The sequence below is a fragment of the Mucilaginibacter sp. L196 genome (assembly GCF_009765905.1).
Taxonomy (GTDB): Bacteria; Bacteroidota; Bacteroidia; order Sphingobacteriales; family Sphingobacteriaceae; genus Mucilaginibacter.
The window spans coordinates 23,316-40,293 of sequence record NZ_LMUO01000008.1 but is presented as its reverse complement, the minus strand read 5'-3'; the positions used below and the strand labels follow the sequence as shown (position 1 = coordinate 40,293).

At 40.6% G+C, this 16,978-nt stretch carries 19 protein-coding genes and 1 tRNA gene; 14 read left to right on the top strand and 6 right to left on the bottom strand.

Annotated features, from left to right (window positions below):
* The coding region (gene istA / locus GSQ74_RS03525; RefSeq protein ID WP_254060803.1) for an IS21 family transposase at positions 1-902 on the bottom strand (902 nt) is incomplete at its 3' end.
* Positions 903-1,096: 194 nt separating this feature from the next.
* Here istA and GSQ74_RS03520 point away from each other — a divergent pair.
* From GSQ74_RS03520 to GSQ74_RS03505, 4 genes are all read left to right on the top strand, one after another.
* Entirely contained in the window at positions 1,097-1,684 is a 588-nt protein-coding gene (locus tag GSQ74_RS03520) for a DUF4421 family protein (protein WP_158990129.1), read from the top strand.
* 245 nt (positions 1,685-1,929) lie between these two features.
* Positions 1,930-2,265 (top strand): hypothetical protein, encoded by a 336-nt coding sequence (locus tag GSQ74_RS03515; protein ID WP_158990127.1) that lies wholly within the window; start codon positions 1,930-1,932, stop codon positions 2,263-2,265.
* A gap of 111 nt (positions 2,266-2,376) precedes the next feature.
* Positions 2,377-2,667 (top strand): hypothetical protein, encoded by a 291-nt coding sequence (locus GSQ74_RS03510; RefSeq protein ID WP_216846670.1) that lies wholly within the window; start codon positions 2,377-2,379, stop codon positions 2,665-2,667.
* A gap of 267 nt (positions 2,668-2,934) precedes the next feature.
* On the top strand, positions 2,935-4,107 hold the full coding sequence (locus GSQ74_RS03505; protein ID WP_158990123.1) for an outer membrane beta-barrel protein: 1,173 nt from the start codon (positions 2,935-2,937) through the stop codon (positions 4,105-4,107).
* Positions 4,108-4,329: 222 nt separating this feature from the next.
* On the opposite strand, the gene GSQ74_RS03500 is transcribed toward GSQ74_RS03505, so the two are convergent.
* Positions 4,330-4,707 carry a helix-turn-helix domain-containing protein gene (locus GSQ74_RS03500; RefSeq protein WP_254060802.1) on the bottom strand — a complete coding sequence of 126 codons (378 nt, stop codon included), beginning with the start codon at positions 4,705-4,707 and terminating at the stop codon, positions 4,330-4,332.
* 189 nt (positions 4,708-4,896) lie between these two features.
* Here GSQ74_RS03500 and GSQ74_RS03495 point away from each other — a divergent pair, with 189 nt between their 5' ends.
* The 5 genes from GSQ74_RS03495 (at position 4,897) to GSQ74_RS03475 (ending at position 8,229) form a co-directional block, all read left to right on the top strand.
* Positions 4,897-5,499 (top strand): FMN-dependent NADH-azoreductase, encoded by a 603-nt coding sequence (locus tag GSQ74_RS03495; protein ID WP_158990121.1) that lies wholly within the window; start codon positions 4,897-4,899, stop codon positions 5,497-5,499.
* A 255-nt stretch (positions 5,500-5,754) separates the two neighbouring features.
* Positions 5,755-6,189 (top strand): MarR family winged helix-turn-helix transcriptional regulator, encoded by a 435-nt coding sequence (locus GSQ74_RS03490; protein WP_158990119.1) that lies wholly within the window; start codon positions 5,755-5,757, stop codon positions 6,187-6,189.
* A gap of 17 nt (positions 6,190-6,206) precedes the next feature.
* Positions 6,207-6,662, top strand: coding sequence for an organic hydroperoxide resistance protein (locus GSQ74_RS03485; RefSeq protein WP_158990117.1), 456 nt, complete (start codon positions 6,207-6,209; stop codon positions 6,660-6,662).
* Positions 6,663-6,678: 16 nt separating this feature from the next.
* Positions 6,679-7,437: an alpha/beta hydrolase gene (locus GSQ74_RS03480; protein ID WP_158990115.1), complete on the top strand. Its 759-nt coding sequence runs from the start codon at positions 6,679-6,681 to the stop codon at positions 7,435-7,437.
* Positions 7,438-7,668: 231 nt separating this feature from the next.
* Positions 7,669-8,229 (top strand): hypothetical protein, encoded by a 561-nt coding sequence (locus tag GSQ74_RS03475; RefSeq protein ID WP_158990113.1) that lies wholly within the window; start codon positions 7,669-7,671, stop codon positions 8,227-8,229.
* A 410-nt stretch (positions 8,230-8,639) separates the two neighbouring features.
* On the opposite strand, the gene GSQ74_RS03470 is transcribed toward GSQ74_RS03475, so the two are convergent.
* A tRNA-Val gene (locus GSQ74_RS03470) sits at positions 8,640-8,717 on the bottom strand.
* A gap of 277 nt (positions 8,718-8,994) precedes the next feature.
* On the opposite strand from GSQ74_RS03470, the gene GSQ74_RS03465 reads away from it, so the two are divergent.
* Both GSQ74_RS03465 and hemH read left to right on the top strand, forming a co-directional pair.
* Positions 8,995-9,894 carry a DUF3078 domain-containing protein gene (locus GSQ74_RS03465; protein ID WP_254060801.1) on the top strand — a complete coding sequence of 300 codons (900 nt, stop codon included), beginning with the start codon at positions 8,995-8,997 and terminating at the stop codon, positions 9,892-9,894.
* A 177-nt stretch (positions 9,895-10,071) separates the two neighbouring features.
* A complete protein-coding gene (gene hemH, locus GSQ74_RS03460; protein ID WP_158990109.1) occupies positions 10,072-11,088 on the top strand; it encodes a ferrochelatase in 1,017 nt (338 codons plus the stop codon).
* Positions 11,089-11,108: 20 nt separating this feature from the next.
* Here the strand turns inward: hemH and GSQ74_RS03455 are convergent, their stop codons facing one another.
* From GSQ74_RS03455 to mutY, 3 genes are all read right to left on the bottom strand, one after another.
* Positions 11,109-12,641 carry a serine hydrolase gene (locus GSQ74_RS03455; RefSeq protein ID WP_158990107.1) on the bottom strand — a complete coding sequence of 511 codons (1,533 nt, stop codon included), beginning with the start codon at positions 12,639-12,641 and terminating at the stop codon, positions 11,109-11,111.
* A 157-nt stretch (positions 12,642-12,798) separates the two neighbouring features.
* On the bottom strand, positions 12,799-13,212 hold the full coding sequence (locus GSQ74_RS03450) for a single-stranded DNA-binding protein (protein ID WP_158990105.1): 414 nt from the start codon (positions 13,210-13,212) through the stop codon (positions 12,799-12,801).
* Positions 13,200-14,282: an A/G-specific adenine glycosylase gene (gene mutY, locus GSQ74_RS03445; protein ID WP_158990103.1), complete on the bottom strand. Its 1,083-nt coding sequence runs from the start codon at positions 14,280-14,282 to the stop codon at positions 13,200-13,202. Before mutY ends, GSQ74_RS03450 begins: the two co-directional genes overlap by 13 nt.
* Before the next feature lie 155 nt (positions 14,283-14,437).
* On the opposite strand from mutY, the gene GSQ74_RS03440 reads away from it, so the two are divergent.
* The 3 genes from GSQ74_RS03440 to GSQ74_RS03430 all read left to right on the top strand — a co-directional run.
* Positions 14,438-14,752: an HU family DNA-binding protein gene (locus GSQ74_RS03440; RefSeq protein WP_371724287.1), complete on the top strand. Its 315-nt coding sequence runs from the start codon at positions 14,438-14,440 to the stop codon at positions 14,750-14,752.
* A gap of 15 nt (positions 14,753-14,767) precedes the next feature.
* Positions 14,768-15,616 carry a tetratricopeptide repeat protein gene (locus tag GSQ74_RS03435; protein ID WP_158990099.1) on the top strand — a complete coding sequence of 283 codons (849 nt, stop codon included), beginning with the start codon at positions 14,768-14,770 and terminating at the stop codon, positions 15,614-15,616.
* Between the two features lie 238 nt (positions 15,617-15,854).
* The coding region (locus GSQ74_RS03430) for an Rne/Rng family ribonuclease (RefSeq protein WP_158990097.1) at positions 15,855-16,978 on the top strand (1,124 nt) is incomplete at its 3' end.

Sequence of the window (16,978 nt, the reverse complement as noted above, 5' to 3'; positions counted from 1 at the left end):
CTGCTGTAGTTCCGGCCTTGCAATAATAGGTTGTTATGTATTTCCAGGGCCTCCCTGATCGCCTCATTCAATTCATTCAGAGAATGATAAACCGACTTCCTTAAAGGCGCGTAGATCCGGGTATACATGATCTTAACCGCACCTTCTACCAGCGCTTTGTCACGCGGGCGGTACGCCCGCGCTGCAAGAATGGTGGTGCCGTAGTGGTCTGCAAAGTCAGCAAAGGTTTCGTTCAGCGTGGGCTCATAACGGCTGCTTTTGGTCACCGCCGCTTTCAGGTTATCCGGGACGATAGCGTCGGGAACACCACCGATATAAAGCAGGGTATGCTCACAGGCCATAATAAAGTCCTCCTTTTGCTGGGTGAGCACAGCTTCCACATAGGTGAGCTGGCTCGCTCCCAGGATGGCAACAAAGACCTCTACTTCGGTGATCTCACCGGTATCCTTATCGGTGATACTTAGCTTTTTACCTGCAAAGTCCACATAAAGCTTATCTCCGGCTTTATGGTCTATATGCATCACCGGGTTTACCCGGGCCTTCCACTGGTTGAAGTAAAAGCAGAACTGGCTGTACAGGTAGCCGTCCGGAAACTCTTTATAATACTCTTTCCAGAGCATCTGCCGGTTAACACCGACACGTTTCAACTGTTTATCTACATAGGGGTAGCAGCGCAGCATAGACTGCATCCGGCTGTTGGGCGGATGCTCCTTGCTTTTACCAAACAAGTCCTCTAGTTCTTTGTCATTCAGCGCATTGACCTCATCGAACGTAAACCCGCTATCCTTAAAAGAGGTCAGGTACTTCTTTACCGTGTTCCGCGAAGCGTCCGCTTGTGCTGATATCGACAGGATGCTGCGCCCATGGCTGTGCATCCTTAATATCTTTCTAATCTTACTCATACTGATCGTAGTGTTGGCCATGCTGGGGAGGTTGTTTGGTACCTCACAAAGATGGTTGCTTCTACAGCATAAGCTGACTCGTCCGGGGTGGTCAGTTTGCCCCGGAATAACTGGTCAATTTGACCCGGAATAGGTGGTCAGTTTGCCCCGGAATGCCTGGTCAATTTCCAGCGGAATCACTTTACCCTTTACCTATGAATCTCTGGTCAATTTCAGCGGAATATCCACATAATGAACCAATTGCGCTTTACCCAAATCTTTCAATTACACAGGTTGGCGCAGAAGGAACGTACGTTTTTAATGGCAGCCAGTTTTCGGGCAAAGCAGCCTTTGAGCAAAGCGAAAAACAGCTTATCTCTGCCGGAAGCTTTATTATTGGAGGAGGCGTCTATTTATATAAGATGGGTTTGGACAGCAACATGTCAATTGCCGCCAACCGCGCTGTTCGTAATTTGCAGTTGGGCTTTAATGTGGGTTATGCCTATTCCTGGGTGATCGGAAATTATTGGTTACTATCAGGAATGGCAAAAATGGGGGTTAATGGTGGAAACGAACAGCATTTTTCAGGCGCCGGAAATGTTAAGATTTATCCAACTGCTTTTGCCCGGGGATCGGCAACTTACCAAAAAGCCACCTGGGCTGTTTCTTTCCTTATGCTGATTAATGATAAATCAGTATATGCTTTTCAGGATAAATTCAATGTAACCTCCATAAATTTTCAACTCGCATATGTAAAGCATTTGGATAGGATCTTCAGGAAAAAAAGTCATGTCCCGGCATAAAATAATTTACATCGGTTAGCGTAAAATTCTTGGCGTACAATTGACTCACCCCGAATGCGCTGCGCTGTTCGACCCTCTCTCCGGCAAGCCGGAAAGAGGGTGAAAATTATCTTCTCGAAATGTGTCAAGCGTTTAGCTTAATTTATATTTTTTTGCAAGCACGATGCTTGCTACATTTATAAGTCTATTTACACTTCGTTAAACTTAAACCAATAGCGTGTCACCATACTAATTCAAAGAGAAATATGGACAAAAAAAATCTATCAACCAGATTCATCGGTTTCCTGATATGTCTTTTGGCTATAATTATTGGGGTAATTTGGGATTCTATCACAGTTTTGACGATACCATCATTATTTATAATGGTAATTATTACAATAAGCGCAATTGTAAACTGGATAAGCAAAAAAGCACCCTGGTATGAATTTGTACTTTATTTAATAACGTTCGTTTTACTTGTTTTTCTTTGTTTGGTAGAGATCGCAAACCATTGGAACTACGGTGCGCCAAAGGGTTGGCATGGTGATACCACTACTATTAATAATAAAGGCACAACAAGTAAAGATAGTTTAAGTAATTAAGTACCTAATATTTTGTTTCCGCAGAGTCTCTTTCAGAAGCCCTTCCGGGAACTGAAAAATATACTATTCCTGGTAATCCTATATCAATATATGACTCCATCCACTAAAATTATGGCAAAATTGGTCTTTAATGATCATGCTAAGCAATTTTTCAATTTTCCGATCAGAAATACTATTCGTATTTCGTTTTGGAAGGGTGAAACCAAACCAACTTCCCCATGTGAAATAACATGTAAAGAGGATATGATCTTAAATTTTGAGAACAAAGTACATATCCAGTTTCTACCAGATTTGCTAAAAAGGCCAGTAAAAGTTCCTGATCTTTTTCATATCGGAACGTTTCCAATTATGATTGGTGAAGTAACTGTAGTTGAATTATTAGCAACTAATGGTAGTTTGTAATTGTAAAAGGCCGGTTATCCCTTTTTTGTTTCGACAGGACTTGTTGCAGAGAAACCCGTGACGATGGAAAGAAAGTACAGTTTCTCGCTAACATTCTATCCAAAATACATCAAACAATCGCCTCTCAATTTTAAACATTTACCTAAATTTGTTGCTGCTTATTTACTGACATCCCCTCTTATTGAACCTCAATGTCATATTCTAATCTTCTTATTAAAACAGGTTAGCCAAAAATTACTTTGCGATCTAACCAGATAATCCTATTAAATGCCTATTAAATCAATACTCACTACAATAGCTCTTGTCAGTTTTTACGCGGTGCAGAGTTTCGGACAAAAAACCATCGACACGACAGCTAAAGTGGCAGCAACAACAGCACTGTCTACGCCGGGCATGTCAGGGCCTCTTACGCTTAATCCGGAACCTTTAAAGTTCGGTGATATTTATTTGTCGGGTGTTGTAAGCGGCTTGGTGCAGTTTCAAAACAATGTGTCGCGAGGCGATAAACCGTTGCAAACGGATATTAGTAACGGGCAGATTTTCATTCAGAAAAATAGCGGTCTTATACAGTTTTTTGTCGAGGTAGGGGCTTATTCTCAACCAGACATCGGCGTTCCCTATTTAAATTCCAGCCATTCGGCAGCGGCATCTTACGGGGTAGTACCTCAAGGCTATCTGGAAATCGCGCCATCTGATAATCTCTCTTTTTTGGTTGGTAAGCTCCCTGCATTTTTAGGTGCCGAGTATACATTTTCATTTGAAAACATGAATATACAGCGGGGGTTGTTGTGGGATCAAAGTAATTCAGTGAACAGGGGCGTGCAGATAAATTATACTACAGGTCCGGTTGTTTTTGCACTCTCGTATAATGATGGCTTTTATTCCAATAAATATAACTGGCTTTCCGGCTCTGTTACGTATACGGCTAATAGCACCAACACCTTAACGTTAATTGGTGCCGGCAGTTTAAGCCGCACCAATATTTCATCCACGGCAACGCCGCTTTACCAGGATAACGAACATGGCTACAATTTAATATATACCCATACTTCGGGCGCATTCACCATTCAGCCGTATTTGCAATATACGGCAGTGCCGAGGGCTGCATTACTTAACACCTCTCAAAATGCTGCAACATACGGGGCTGCTTTGTTGGTTAATTATTCAGTGCCTCATTCAGGCTTCAGTTTACCGGTTCGCATGGAGTATATTACCTCTACCGGAAATACGGCGCAAGGTGCCCCCAACCTGATCTATGGCGCGGGCAGCAAAGCTTGGTCGGTTACGATTACGCCTACCTATCAGTACAAGCGCATTTTCGTGCGCGGCGAACTCTCATACGTTAAAGCAAATAACATAACAGACGGATCGGCGTTTGGACCATTAGGTAACGATGATTCACAAATGCGGGTGTTGATTGAAACCGGGTTTATTTTTTAGATAGCATGTGTTCGAGGAATAACAGTATTAATCCCGGGTATCACCATTCAGCTTGTCGGTGTTTTCCATAGGTGTTCGGAAGATCAAAAAAGGGTGTCATGCTGAGGTACTCGAAGCATGTGGGCAAAGGCCTTTACGCTCATGCTTCGAGTACCTCAGCATGACACCCCTCTCTTTTTTATAAAAAAATCATTAGAAAAGATATGGCTATTTTTCCGATACTCACGATTGTTTCCGCATGCTTTGTTTAACTTTTTCCCGGTGCTGTTGGCCCCAGGCGCTTAGTTCGCCCATTACGTTTTTTAGCGTCTGGCTATATTCGGTTGCTTCATAAATAATGCTTACCGGGGTGGTGGGGTATACGTTACGTTTGATAAAGTCATTCAACTCCAGATCTTTTAATTCTTTAGCTAATATTTTGGCTGATATGCCGGTGACTGCATGCTGAATTTCGTTAAAACGCTTTGGTGACTGCACCAGACAAAGGATCAAAGCCAGCTTCCATTTTCCACTCAGAACATACAGCGCGTCAAGCACGTTTTTTAGCGAGTCCGCGCATTCTGCATTGCCCGGAAGTGGCTCATTTATAATCATCTTCATCAACGCAAAGATAACTACTTACCTCAACGTAACCGCTTTCCTTTGGGTAAGTACTCACTTTTTGCCAGCTGCTAACCATACTTTTGCCTTTGATAATTCGGGCGGGAGGAATCTTTTATGGTTACACAAAAAGAAATCAGTCGAGCCCGAATTTAAAATTGATCATATTATTAAATAATAAATTATTTCATGAAACGCATCCTTCATTTAAAGTCGAGCCTGCAAGGCAAAGGTTCATACAGCATTAAGCTGGGTAACGCTATAGTCGAAAGAATCCAGGAAAAATACCCGGATAATACATTGGAAGAATTAAACTTGGTGGATATTGAAATTCCGCATCTTAACCCTGATGTGCTTCGTACATTTTTTATTCCCGGCGATCAACTCACTGTGGCAGAAAAAGAATCTATCCGTTTTTCTGACGAGGTGGTTAAACAGTTATTGGCTGCGGATATTATTGTTATTGGCGCGCCGCTTTACAACTTTACCATCCCTACATCGCTAAAGGCCTGGATTGATCATATTACCAGGGCCGGGATAACTTTTGGGTATGGCGAAAATGGCCCTGTTGGCATGGTAACCGGAAAAAAGGTTTATGTAGCCATGTCTTCGGGTGGTGTATTTTCAGAAGGACCGGGTAAAGTCAACGACTTTGTAGCTCCTTATTTAAAAGCTTTCCTTGGCTTTTTAGGCATGACAGATTTGACGGTATTTCGTGCTGAAGGATTAAAAGTGCCGGGCGTGAAGGAATACGCCTGGGAGCGGGCGGTTGAAAGTATTGAGATTAATTAAAAGCTTTCGGTTTTTGCAAGGGCTCTTTTAGAAGACCCTGCAAGGACTTAACGATAATTCACAAACCCGGGTGTTGATTTAACCCCGGGTTTATTTTTTAAATAGACCCTTGTCAGCAGGGATTAAGGATCACCTGATTTTCATTAAATTATAAACAACTGTAACAACAGCAATTGCAATATGATTGTCAATTAAATATACATTGTATACAATTTAATTGTATGCAATGTATATTTGTCCATCAATCAGTAGCAAATGGATTATTTAAAATTAGAAAATCAGGCTTGTTTCCCGGTATATGCTTTGTCGAGGGTGTTGACAGCGCATTACAAACCCATTTTGGATGAGATCGGCCTAACTTATCCGCAATACTTGGTGATGCTGGTGTTGTGGGAACATCAGCAGCTATCAGTAAAAGAAATCGGGGAAAAGTTGTTACTTGATTCAGGGACGCTAACCCCACTGCTGAAAAAGCTGGAAACGAGAAAACTGGTGAGCCGGACAAGAAGCATGGAGGATGAACGGGTATTGATGATAAGCCTTACTAAAGATGGTGCTGCTTTAAAGGAAAACGCGGTGAATGTGCCATTCTCTTTTAAATGCAGTCTTGGCCTCAGTGCGGAAGAGATGGTGTCGTTACGGGACAGCATCAATATTATATTGGACAGAACTAAACAAAATAATAAATAACAAAAACAACAAATATCATGTCAGTAAAAGCAATTTACACAGCAGTAGCAACCGCCACAGGCGGCAGAAACGGTCACGTAGTATCATCAGATAAAGTACTTGACCTTGAAGTAAGGATGCCAAAAGAGTTAGGCGGCACGGGTGGCGCTTATACCAACCCTGAACAGTTGTTTGCAGCTGGATACTCGGCTTGTTTTGATAGTGCGCTTAACCACGTTATTAAAAACGAAAAGGCAACAACAGGTGTTACCGCGGTAAGGGCACACGTGGGAATTGGTTCAAACAACGCGGGCGGTTTTGCTTTGGTGGTTAGCCTAGAAGCTAATGTGCCTGATGTTGACCAGGAAACAGCCAATGCTTTAGTTGAAAAAGCGCACCAGGTTTGCCCATATTCTAACGCTACAAGGGGCAATGTAGAAGTTTCACTTACTACCACTATTTTAAGTGCAGAAGCGTTTGCAGCTGCTAATTAATTAAAACATCACAACAATGAAAACTATTAAAATGCTATCAGTGCTGTTAGTTATACTAATAGGTACTTTAAATGTACGTGCACAATCAAGTACTAAACCAACTATTATTTTTGTTCATGGTATCTGGGCCGACGGTTCTTCGTGGGCTGCACAGATAGAAGCGCTACAAGCTAAAGGTTACCCGGTTATCTCGGTTCAAAACCCTATTACATCACTGGCCGATGATGTTGCCGCTACCAAACGCGCAATTGCCAGGGCAAAAGGCAATGTGATATTAGTAGGCCATTCATGGGGAGGCTTCGTGATCACCCAGGCGGGTAATGATCCAAAAGTTGTTGGCCTGGTATATGTAGCTGCATTTGCACCAGACCTGGGCGAAAGTGTACCTACGTTATCAGCAAATGGCCCGGCGAATAGCCTGGGCAAATATTTTGAGCCGCAGGATGGTTTCATCTTTTTATCAAGGGCTGGTGTTGGCGCTGTATTCGCGCAGGATTTATCGGCTAAACAACAGGATGTTATCTATGCTACACAAACTCCGGCATCTCAAACCATATTTGGCGACAAAAGCGGTGAGCCTGCCTGGAAAACCAAAGCAAGCTGGTATATAGTTTCTAAAAGCGATAAGGCGATCAGTCCGGATCTGGAACGCTTTATGTCCAAAAGAATGAAGGCCAAAACAACCGAGATCGACGCAAGCCATGTGGTGATGGTTTCTCACCCTGCAGCAGTGTTGGCAATTATTGAAGAAGCGGCTAATGCACCTGTTAAATAAAGTTTAATAGGCTTAAATGCGCTATGAAAAAGAGGCTGTTACCTGAAAGGGACAGCCTTTTTTAGTTTCCGCAGCGTTTACTTAAGAAGATCCTGTGGGGACTAAAGCGACAAACGTAATACGGGCGTATTCTGTAAGGCACTACTTCAGAATAAATAAATCTGCCCAATAAGTCGGGATAATGTAACGAATTGGTGGTAAGATGTGTCTTATAGCTATACCACCTGTTAAATGCGTAAATTTCTATTCTCGGCCGTGTTTGCATGCCTTATGAGTTTGGGAACAGCGCAGGCAAAAGGCTATGATCTTATCGGAAAATTGATGCGCCCAAGCTTTCCGGGGATTTCAAAACTATATCATCCAAAAGCGGCAAATCAGCCAAAGCTAAAATCTTTATCCTTTCCGGGAATTTCAACATTATATCCCGAAGCTCAGAAAAAAGCGTCATCCCAAGACCTGGAAAATATTTATTTGGTTGTTACCGACAATAGTTTTGGTTATGATTATACCATTCAAATTGGCTATTTAACAGTTACTACAGATGTATCTATGTTTACAGATAATGTTTGCTTATTAGGTCAACTTCCTGATGGAGAGTATGGTATGCTTTTCACCAACAACGATGGTATTGCATGTCAGGGTGATTTTTCCGATGTTAATTATTATGGCGATGGAGCAGCATATTCGGCTGATTATTCACAGGGCAGGGTTGATGGCATTATTGTTAACGGCCCTTCAACTGCATATAATGGATATGGCGATGATGAAGTTGATGTTTATCCTTTTGACTAATTGTTAACTAATTAATCATTATCAACACCTGTTTCAAGAGGCTGTCTCATAAATATGGGAACAGCCTCTTTTTCTTTAATTTATTCGGATAGGTTTTCCATATATGCAATTCTCAGAGCCTCCCAATCAAAAGTTATAAAAACCCTCAATTTTACATCAAAAATGAATTAAAAACGACCCCAAAACAGCATTTTTTTGTCGATTTTAAGCCTTAATTAGGTGTTTTTTGATCTAAAGGCGCTTTAAAAACAATCTAAAAACTGCCTTTTTATTGCTTTTCAGGGCTTTTTTTGAGTAAAAAGTGTACCAAATGTACCACCTGTTTCACTTGTACCGCGGTACAGCAGGGTAAAAATGGCATTTAAAGGCATAAAAAAAGGCCTTATTCTTACGAAAAAGACCTTTCAAAATGGTGGGAGTTACTGGGTTCGAACCAGTGACCCTCTGCTTGTAAGGCAGATGCTCTGAACCAGCTGAGCTAAACTCCCTTTGTTTTGGGACTGCAAATATAGAAGTATGAGTTTATTGTTCAAAATAAAAAATGAAATTCTATATAAATCATTGACTATAAGTAGTTAACAAATTGATTATGGGGTTAAAAAAGAAGCATCATAGGCAAAACCCCGCTTAAAGCTATAGTTTTCTTGTCCTTTGAGTCGCCGCTATTAGTGCAAAATGCAGTATCCACATGATTATAACAGCGGCGATTGATAATTTAAAACGGCTTTTGTAATTTTGATGTAACAAAATCAACCTATGCGAAATATGAAAACATTATTATTTTTATTCCTATTTATTGCTGTAAGCATAACGGGATACTCCCAAACTACGGCGACAATTGCCCCAAAGGATACTGCTCACTATTGGACAATACATGGCCAAAACACATTGTTAATAAACCAAAGTTCGTTTAAAAACTGGGCTGGTGGTGGCGTAAACGCTGCGGCCGCCAACATTGTACTTGACTATGATTTTGATTATAAAAAAGATAAATTGAGCTGGGATAATAAGGCTATATTAGGTTATGGGCTTAGTGATGTAACGGGTAGTGGCTGGCGCAAAAATGATGACCGTCTCATTTTAAATAGCCTATTAGGTTACCAGGCGGCAAAATATTGGTTATACACCTTTTACGCCAACTTTCAATCACAATTTACCAATGGATACGATTACAGCAGCAATGGCCGCACATTAATATCCGGGCCTTTCGCTCCTGCTTATATTACGTTCGGGCCTAGGTTTGCCTACAAAAAGTCGGATAATTTCAGAGTTAATATTTCACCTGCAGCGGGTCGCGTCACCCTTGTCGACAATGATTCGCTTTCATCAATTGGCGCCTTTGGTGTAAAACCAGGCAGCAAAAGTTTATTTGAATTTGGTGCATCGTTAGACGCTTATTACAAAATAAATATAGCCCAGAATATCTCATTTGAGAATATTCTTAAAATGTACTCCAATTACCTGAGTAAACCACAAAACATTTATACCGACTATACAGCCAACTTGTTTATGAAGGTAAATAAATTGGTAACTGTAAATGCAGGTGTAGAGCTGGTGTCCGATCCCTTAGCCAAAATACCTATTACCAATAATGGCATAACAGCATATCATTCGGTTTTGCAAATCAGGCAGATTTTTGGCGCCGGGTTAACCTATAAGTTTTAAGGTCAACAGTACATTATACCAGATTCATTCCTGTAATCAAACTAAATTGAATGATTACAGGAATGAATCATATGGTGACCTTTCAAATTATTTGATTTGCTAATCATCTGTTGGTAATAAATAAAGGCATATGCTTTTTGCGACAGCAAATTATTTACTTTTGCGGCTATAAGCATTATGAGTAAAAAAGGAATTTTACTGGTTAATTTAGGTACGCCCGATAGCCCTTCTAACGCCGATGTACGCAAATACCTGCGTGAGTTTTTGATGGATGCACGCGTTATTGATATAAATCCCATAGCGCGCAACTTATTGGTGAAAGGGGTTATTGCCCCAACCCGTGGGCCAAAATCGGCTAAATTATATCGTGAAATATGGGACGAGCAAACTGGCTCTCCGTTATTACATTATAGCAAACTCCAACAACAATTATTGCAGGATAAACTGGGTGATGAATATATAGTGGAATTGGCAATGCGCTACCAGAGCCCTTCTATTGAATCCGCTTTAGAGCGATTAAAGGCGGCTTTAGTACAGGATATTAAGGTTATACCCATGTTTCCGCAATATGCATCGGCAAGCACCGGCTCTGTTTATGAAAAGGTGATGGGTTTGGTGGGTAAATGGCCAACATCCCCTAATATCTCCTTCATTAACTCGTTTCATGATAATGAGTTGATGATACAAACCTTTGCCGATAACGCGCTTAAACATCAGCCGAAAACTTTTGATCATATTTTATTCAGTTTCCACGGTTTACCTCAACGCCAGCTTATCAATTCGGATCATACCCACAGTTATTGTTTAAAATCCAGCGATTGCTGTCAGACTTTGAACGATACTAATAAGTTTTGTTATTCGGCACAATCGCATCATACGGCAAAATTAATTGCCGAAAAACTAAACATTCCGAAGGAAAAATACACCATTTGTTTTCAATCGAGATTAGGTAGTGATCCCTGGGTTCAGCCCTATACCAGTGAGATCGTGGCTAAACTAGCAGCCGAAGGCAAAAAAAGGTTACTAGTATTTTGCCCCGCTTTTGTGGCAGATTGCCTGGAAACGGTATACGAAGTAACCCGCGAGTATGGCGATGAGTTTAAAGCACTAGGTGGCGAACAGGTGCAACTAGTGGAAAGCTTAAATGATTCACCAACCTGGATAGAGGCGTTGGCGGGATTAGCAACAGCTTAATTTTTATACAGCTTCTAAGCTTATTGTACTTTCTTAAACTGATAAGGCGTACGTTCGAGTTCATCGTCAACCTTCACCCTAACGCTTAACACACGGCCATTTTGCACCGTAAAAGGAAATACAGCTTTGCCCATTTCAGGATCAGAGAAAGTAACGTAAAAGCGATTGCCTCCCAATGATTGCATACGAGCATACATGGTAGGGTGATGCTCAAAACGCATAGATAGCTCATTGTTTTCGCCGGTTGTAATGGTCATATTGCCGTATAGTTCATTTGCATAATTGCCGGTGTAGGCGCTCATGGGTAATGATGGTAGGCGAAGCATAACTACGGAGTCGCGCAGCTTTTTGTCGATAGCATCTTTTTGATCTTGATTCTCTTTAAATTTTTTCAGATATGCATCACTATAATTTTGGTAAGGTAATTTAAAATAAGCATCCATAATTTCCCACCGCAGGGCTTCGTAAAGTTCATTTTGGTCGGTATTGGTAAGTATGATTATACCGAGATGTTCTTTAGGTACCAGGGTTACCGAGGTAACATAGCCGTTTACGCCGCCATCATGCATTACTATGCAGTGGTTCTCATAATCCTGTAGAAACCAACCTAAGCCATAAAGCTCATAATTCTCGTCGCCATTGAGGTGTTTTACGCTGGCTACGAAATCCTGAGGCTGGCGGGTAGCTTCTATAGCAGCAGACGATATTACCTGGTTAAAGCCCACTTTCCCGTCATTTAAAAGGGCTATAACCCATTTGCTCATATCATTAATCGACGATCCGATACTGCCGGCTGGTGCAAGGCCATCTATTTGGTTGTAAGGAATAGCGGTTAAACGCCCATCAACAAGTGTGTGTGGCGCTGTTTTATTAATAGCATGTGGGAAATCACGGGTTAAGGCAAGGGTGTTTCCCATCCCCAGCGGGGCAAAAATGTAATCCCTGATGTATGACTCCCAGGTATGGCCGGTAACCGCCTGTATCACCTGCCCGGCGGTTAAATAGGCGGCATTGGTATAGCCCCATTTAGCCCTGAATGGATAAGTCGCTTTAACCAAAGCCATTTTAGCTATGATCTGATCGCGGGTCAGGTTAGTGTTATAAAAGGTAAAATCCCCCTGAAACGTTGCGAAACCTATGCGATGGCATAACAAGTCTCGTATAGTTGTCATGTCGCCGGCTTCTTTATTATCCAGTTTAAAAGTGGGTATATATTTGGTTATCTTATCATCAAGGGATAGTTTCCCCTGGGCTTGTAGCATGCATAAAGCAGTGGCAGTAAATGCCTTGGTGTTGCTACCAATCATAAACAGCGTATTGTCATCAACATTGTCATTCAGCCCGAGCTCTTTTACACCATAGCCACGCATCAATACCACTTTGCCATCTTTTACTATACATACTGCCGCACCCGGTATGCGCCAATTGGTTAAAGCACGGTTTATATAGAGTTGTAAACTATCCTTTATAAACCTGCTCCGGTCAATATTTTGGGCGTTAACAATGCCTGAAAATAAAATACAGACAACAAAAAGAGATATTATTTTTTTCATTTTGTTAGATAGAGATGTTGTAAAACGCTTTAAAATTGCAAAGGGTTATAGGCTATAAAATTAAACCGTTAATATTTATTAATTGCAAAAGGTGAAAAATAAAAAAGCCTGCTTTACTAAGCAGGCCCTCTATATATTAAGTTTACTATTGGTTCAATTATAATATATCATCAGCATTTAAATCATCGGGCATATCAATGTTCGATTTTATTGTGCTTTTGATGTTGTCATCTTCAAAATCGCTTTTGCGGCCAAGTAATGTAAAGTTTTCGGCTACAATTTCTGTGGTGTATTTCTTGAATCCTTCTTTATCCTCAAATGACCGGGTTCTTAGTTTACCTTCAATGTAAACTAATTTTCCTTTTTGCAGGTATTTGGCGGCTACATCGGCAAGGCCACGCCACATTACAATGTTATGCCATTCAGTCTGTTCTACTTTGCGGCCATCTTTGTTATAACTCTCAGAGGTAGCAAGCGGAAAGCTTGTTACCGATACCCCTCCCTCCAAATAACGAACTTCCGGATCTTTCCCTAAATGGCCAACAAGTATTACTTTATTTATTCCTGACATAGGTTTGATTCAACATGAATTATTCTACAAGTTAAAAATATTTCTATAAAAATAAAAATGATTTTTGGCAATGCGAATTTTTCAAGATTTTCTAACCGAGAAAAAAACCAATTTTGTTGTAATTTCACCTCTGGTGCCTGCAGTTTTATAAAACGCACATGTAAGCGTTGGTGCGTAAGGATGTGTTTATAAACAGGTGAAATATTCTGTATTTCAATACTTTCACCAAAGTAATCTTTTATTTGGGGTAATGCAAGTAATTCATCTATTAAAGTTAACTCACTTGTTTCAATTAATGGCAAATCATACATGTTTGCCCATATGTCTTTTTCATCGCGCTTATTCAGCAATATTTCGTTATTGTTAATTATTAAAAAATAATTAAAAAAGCGTTCGCGTACTTTTATGGTTTTTAATTTTACAGGGAGCGAAGTAGTCGCGTTGTTTTTAAACGCGAAACAATCGGTTCGCACAGGGCAAATGCCACAAGCCGGATTTTTAGGTTTGCAAAGCATAGCGCCAAACTCCATCATGGCCTGGTTATGCAAACCCGGATGATCGTGATTTAATAACCCGTTGGCTAATATCTGGAAATCTTTTTTTCCCTTGGGGCTGTTTATAGGCTCATCAATACCAAAATAGCGGGCCAGCACCCGGTATACATTGCCATCAACTACCGCTTTTGCCTCATTAGCCGAAAAGGAAGAGATTGCCGATGCGGTATATTCACCTATCCCTTTTAGTTTAATTAGTTGGTTATATTGCTGCGGGAATACGCCATTATAATGTTCAGCAACCAGGCGAGCTGTTTTAAGCATGTTACGGCCACGCGAATAATAACCCAAACCTTGCCATAGTTTTAATATGTCATCTTCATCGGCAGCAGCAAAATCACTTACTGTAGGATACTTCTCCGCGAAGCGATAAAAATAGGGCATACCCTGCTCTACCCGGGTTTGTTGTAAAATAATTTCAGATAACCATATTATATAAGCATCAGTAGTGTTGCGCCAGGGTAGGTCGCGCTTATTATTTAAGTACCATTGTACCAGTTCTTCAGAAAAAATCATGTGTTACAAAAGTAGTTTATAACCTGCCCTTTTATCTATTAAATGTAAGTTTTATGATGCATTTAAGGGGCTTCCAAAAAAAACATGTTAATTATTTCACTCTTTATTTATAAAACGATACTTTTGCAACCCCAAAACAGTTAAGTAATTATATAATAAATAAAAGAAAATCAGATATGACTAAGGCAGAAATTATAACTGAAATCTCAACTAAAACAGGAATCGAGAAAGTTGATGTGCAGGAAACCGTTGAGGCGTTTTTTAAAGTTGTTAAAAGCTCAATGGTAGGTGGCGAGAATGTTTATGTTAGGGGTTTTGGAAGTTTTGTAGTAAAGAAAAGAGCAAAAAAGACAGCACGTAACATTTCAAAGAACACTGCCATAATTATCCCTGAGCACTTTGTACCGAGCTTTAAACCGGCTAAAACTTTTGTTGAAAAAGTAAGAAGCGGTAACAAAGACACAAAATAAGCCAAATAATTTATCATGAAACAAAAACAAATAGTCGTTATTGTAGCAGTAGTTGCTGTTATCGGCTATTTGTATTCATTACCTCCTGTTAAAGGCTCAACAGAGGCATCAGTAAAAAAAGGTACAGGCAGCGTTGCTCAGGCTGAGAAGCCCTCAACCAACGTTACCATTCAAACGGTATCTGCATCAGCTAAAAAATTCATTGGGGATACATTATCAGCAAAAATTGGCGGGTTGGAAGATCAGTTGAAGAATGCGGGTACTGATGCGGATAAACTGGCCTTAGAACAAAAGCTTGCTAAACAATGGGATGTGATCAATCAACCCGGCCCTGCGGCATTTTATTACCAGGCAATTGCCCGGAGCGAAAATACTGCTGAAAGCTGGATTGTTGCCGGTAACCATTTTAACGATGCTTACAAACAGGCCCAGGATACTACGGCACAGCCGGTATTTGACGCCAATGCAGTTGAAGCATTCCAGGTGGCTACCAAGCTAAAACCTGAAAGCCTTGACGCTAAAACAGGTTTAGGTATTGCTTATGTAAATGGTGGCGGGCCGCCGATGCAAGGTATTGGTTTACTGCTTGATGTAGTAAAGCAAGACCCTACAAACTACAATGCCGAATTAAATTTAGGTATGTTTGCCATGAAGTCGGGGCAGTTTGAAAAAGCCGTTGACAGGTTTAAAACTATCATAGCTCAAAAGCCCGGCATTGAGCCATACTTTTATCTTGCTGAAAGTTACAAACAGCTTGGTATGAAACAGGAAGCAATAGCTGCTTACGAAAAGTGTAAAACAATGATGCCTGATCCTACATTTGGTCAGAAAATCGACGAATACATAAAGGAATTAAAAAATTAAATAACATTTAAATTATTATTATTATGCCCAGCGGTAAAAAACGTAAAAGACACAAAATGGCTACCCACAAACGTAAAAAACGTTTAAGAAAAAATAGACATAAAAAGAAATAGGCTGCTTTTTATAAAGCGTTTATTTAACCTGCCAGCTATCATAACTGGCAGGTTATTTTAGTTACTGTTTTTTACCCTCTTATACACCTATAGCCTTTGGGCTGTAATTAAGAAATGGAGTAGCATTGATAAAGGAATTAATTATCGATTCAACCCCCAACGGGGCTACTATTGCATTATTACAGGATAAACAACTTGTAGAACTTCATAAAGAGCAAATCAGCAACAATTATACTGTTGGTGATATTTATTTGGGCCGCATTAAAAAAATTATGCCCAGCCTTAATGCTGCTTTTGTTGATGTAGGTTACGAGAAGGATGCCTTTTTGCATTATCTTGATTTGGGGCCGCAGGTACAAAGCCTGCTTAAGCTTGCCAAACAAGTGCGTAGCGGTGGTTATCAATCAAAGCTTTTAGATAACTTTAAGCTTGATGCTGATATAAACAAAGGAGGCAAAATCTCCGAAGTTTTAACTAAAAATCAGCTGATTCCCGTACAGATAGCCAAGGAGCCCATTTCAACAAAGGGACCACGCTTAAGCGCCGACTTATCCATAGCCGGGCGTTATGTGGTATTGGTGCCTTTTTCTGAAGTAATTTCCATCTCCAAAAAAATAAAAAGCAATACCGAGCGTACCCGCTTGCGTAAAATTGTTGAGAGCATAAAACCTGCTCATTTTGGCGTTATTATACGTACCGTTTCCGAAGGAAAAGGCGTAGCCGAAATGCAAAAGGATTTGCTGGACCTGATATCAAAATGGGAATCATTTATTACCCGTTTACCATCGGTTGAACCCTCTAAAAAGATTTTAGGTGAGATTGGCCGCACTTCTACCATCCTTCGTGATTTGCTGAATGCCGATTTTCAGGGCATTACTGTAAATGATAACGCGATGTATGAAGAAGTGAAGTCATATATCCACGAGATATCACCAGATCTGGAAAGCATTGTGCGCCTACATAAACATAAGGACCCTCTGTTTGAACACTTCGGTGTAGACAAGCAGATTAAAGGTGCTTTTGGCAAAACGGTAAATCTTGCCGGTGGCGCTTATTTGGTTATTGAGCATACAGAAGCCCTGCACGTTATTGACGTGAACAGCGGTAACCGTACTGCTAATAAGGAGAACCAGGAAGAAAACGCGTTCCAGGTAAATAAGGAAGCGGCTAAAGAAATTGCACGTCAACTGCGCCTACGCGATATGGGTGGTATTGTGGTGATCGATTTTATCGATATGCACAAACCTCA

What these genes read in the sequence shown, in the direction of transcription:
- GSQ74_RS03520 (WP_158990129.1), top strand. Translation starts at nt 1,097, where the DNA reads ATGAATCTCTGGTCAATTTCAGCGGAATATCCACATAATGAACCAATT.
- GSQ74_RS03515 (WP_158990127.1), top strand. Translation starts at nt 1,930, where the DNA reads ATGGACAAAAAAAATCTATCAACCAGATTCATCGGTTTCCTGATATGT.
- GSQ74_RS03510 (WP_216846670.1), top strand. Translation starts at nt 2,377, where the DNA reads ATGGCAAAATTGGTCTTTAATGATCATGCTAAGCAATTTTTCAATTTT.
- GSQ74_RS03505 (WP_158990123.1), top strand. Translation starts at nt 2,935, where the DNA reads ATGCCTATTAAATCAATACTCACTACAATAGCTCTTGTCAGTTTTTAC.
- GSQ74_RS03500 (WP_254060802.1), bottom strand. Translation starts at nt 4,707, where the DNA reads ATGAAGATGATTATAAATGAGCCACTTCCGGGCAATGCAGAATGCGCG.
- GSQ74_RS03495 (WP_158990121.1), top strand. Translation starts at nt 4,897, where the DNA reads ATGAAACGCATCCTTCATTTAAAGTCGAGCCTGCAAGGCAAAGGTTCA.
- GSQ74_RS03490 (WP_158990119.1), top strand. Translation starts at nt 5,755, where the DNA reads ATGGATTATTTAAAATTAGAAAATCAGGCTTGTTTCCCGGTATATGCT.
- GSQ74_RS03485 (WP_158990117.1), top strand. Translation starts at nt 6,207, where the DNA reads ATGTCAGTAAAAGCAATTTACACAGCAGTAGCAACCGCCACAGGCGGC.
- GSQ74_RS03480 (WP_158990115.1), top strand. Translation starts at nt 6,679, where the DNA reads ATGAAAACTATTAAAATGCTATCAGTGCTGTTAGTTATACTAATAGGT.
- GSQ74_RS03475 (WP_158990113.1), top strand. Translation starts at nt 7,669, where the DNA reads ATGCGTAAATTTCTATTCTCGGCCGTGTTTGCATGCCTTATGAGTTTG.
- GSQ74_RS03465 (WP_254060801.1), top strand. Translation starts at nt 8,995, where the DNA reads ATGAAAACATTATTATTTTTATTCCTATTTATTGCTGTAAGCATAACG.
- hemH (WP_158990109.1), top strand. Translation starts at nt 10,072, where the DNA reads ATGAGTAAAAAAGGAATTTTACTGGTTAATTTAGGTACGCCCGATAGC.
- GSQ74_RS03455 (WP_158990107.1), bottom strand. Translation starts at nt 12,641, where the DNA reads ATGAAAAAAATAATATCTCTTTTTGTTGTCTGTATTTTATTTTCAGGC.
- GSQ74_RS03450 (WP_158990105.1), bottom strand. Translation starts at nt 13,212, where the DNA reads ATGTCAGGAATAAATAAAGTAATACTTGTTGGCCATTTAGGGAAAGAT.
- mutY (WP_158990103.1), bottom strand. Translation starts at nt 14,282, where the DNA reads ATGATTTTTTCTGAAGAACTGGTACAATGGTACTTAAATAATAAGCGC.
- GSQ74_RS03435 (WP_158990099.1), top strand. Translation starts at nt 14,768, where the DNA reads ATGAAACAAAAACAAATAGTCGTTATTGTAGCAGTAGTTGCTGTTATC.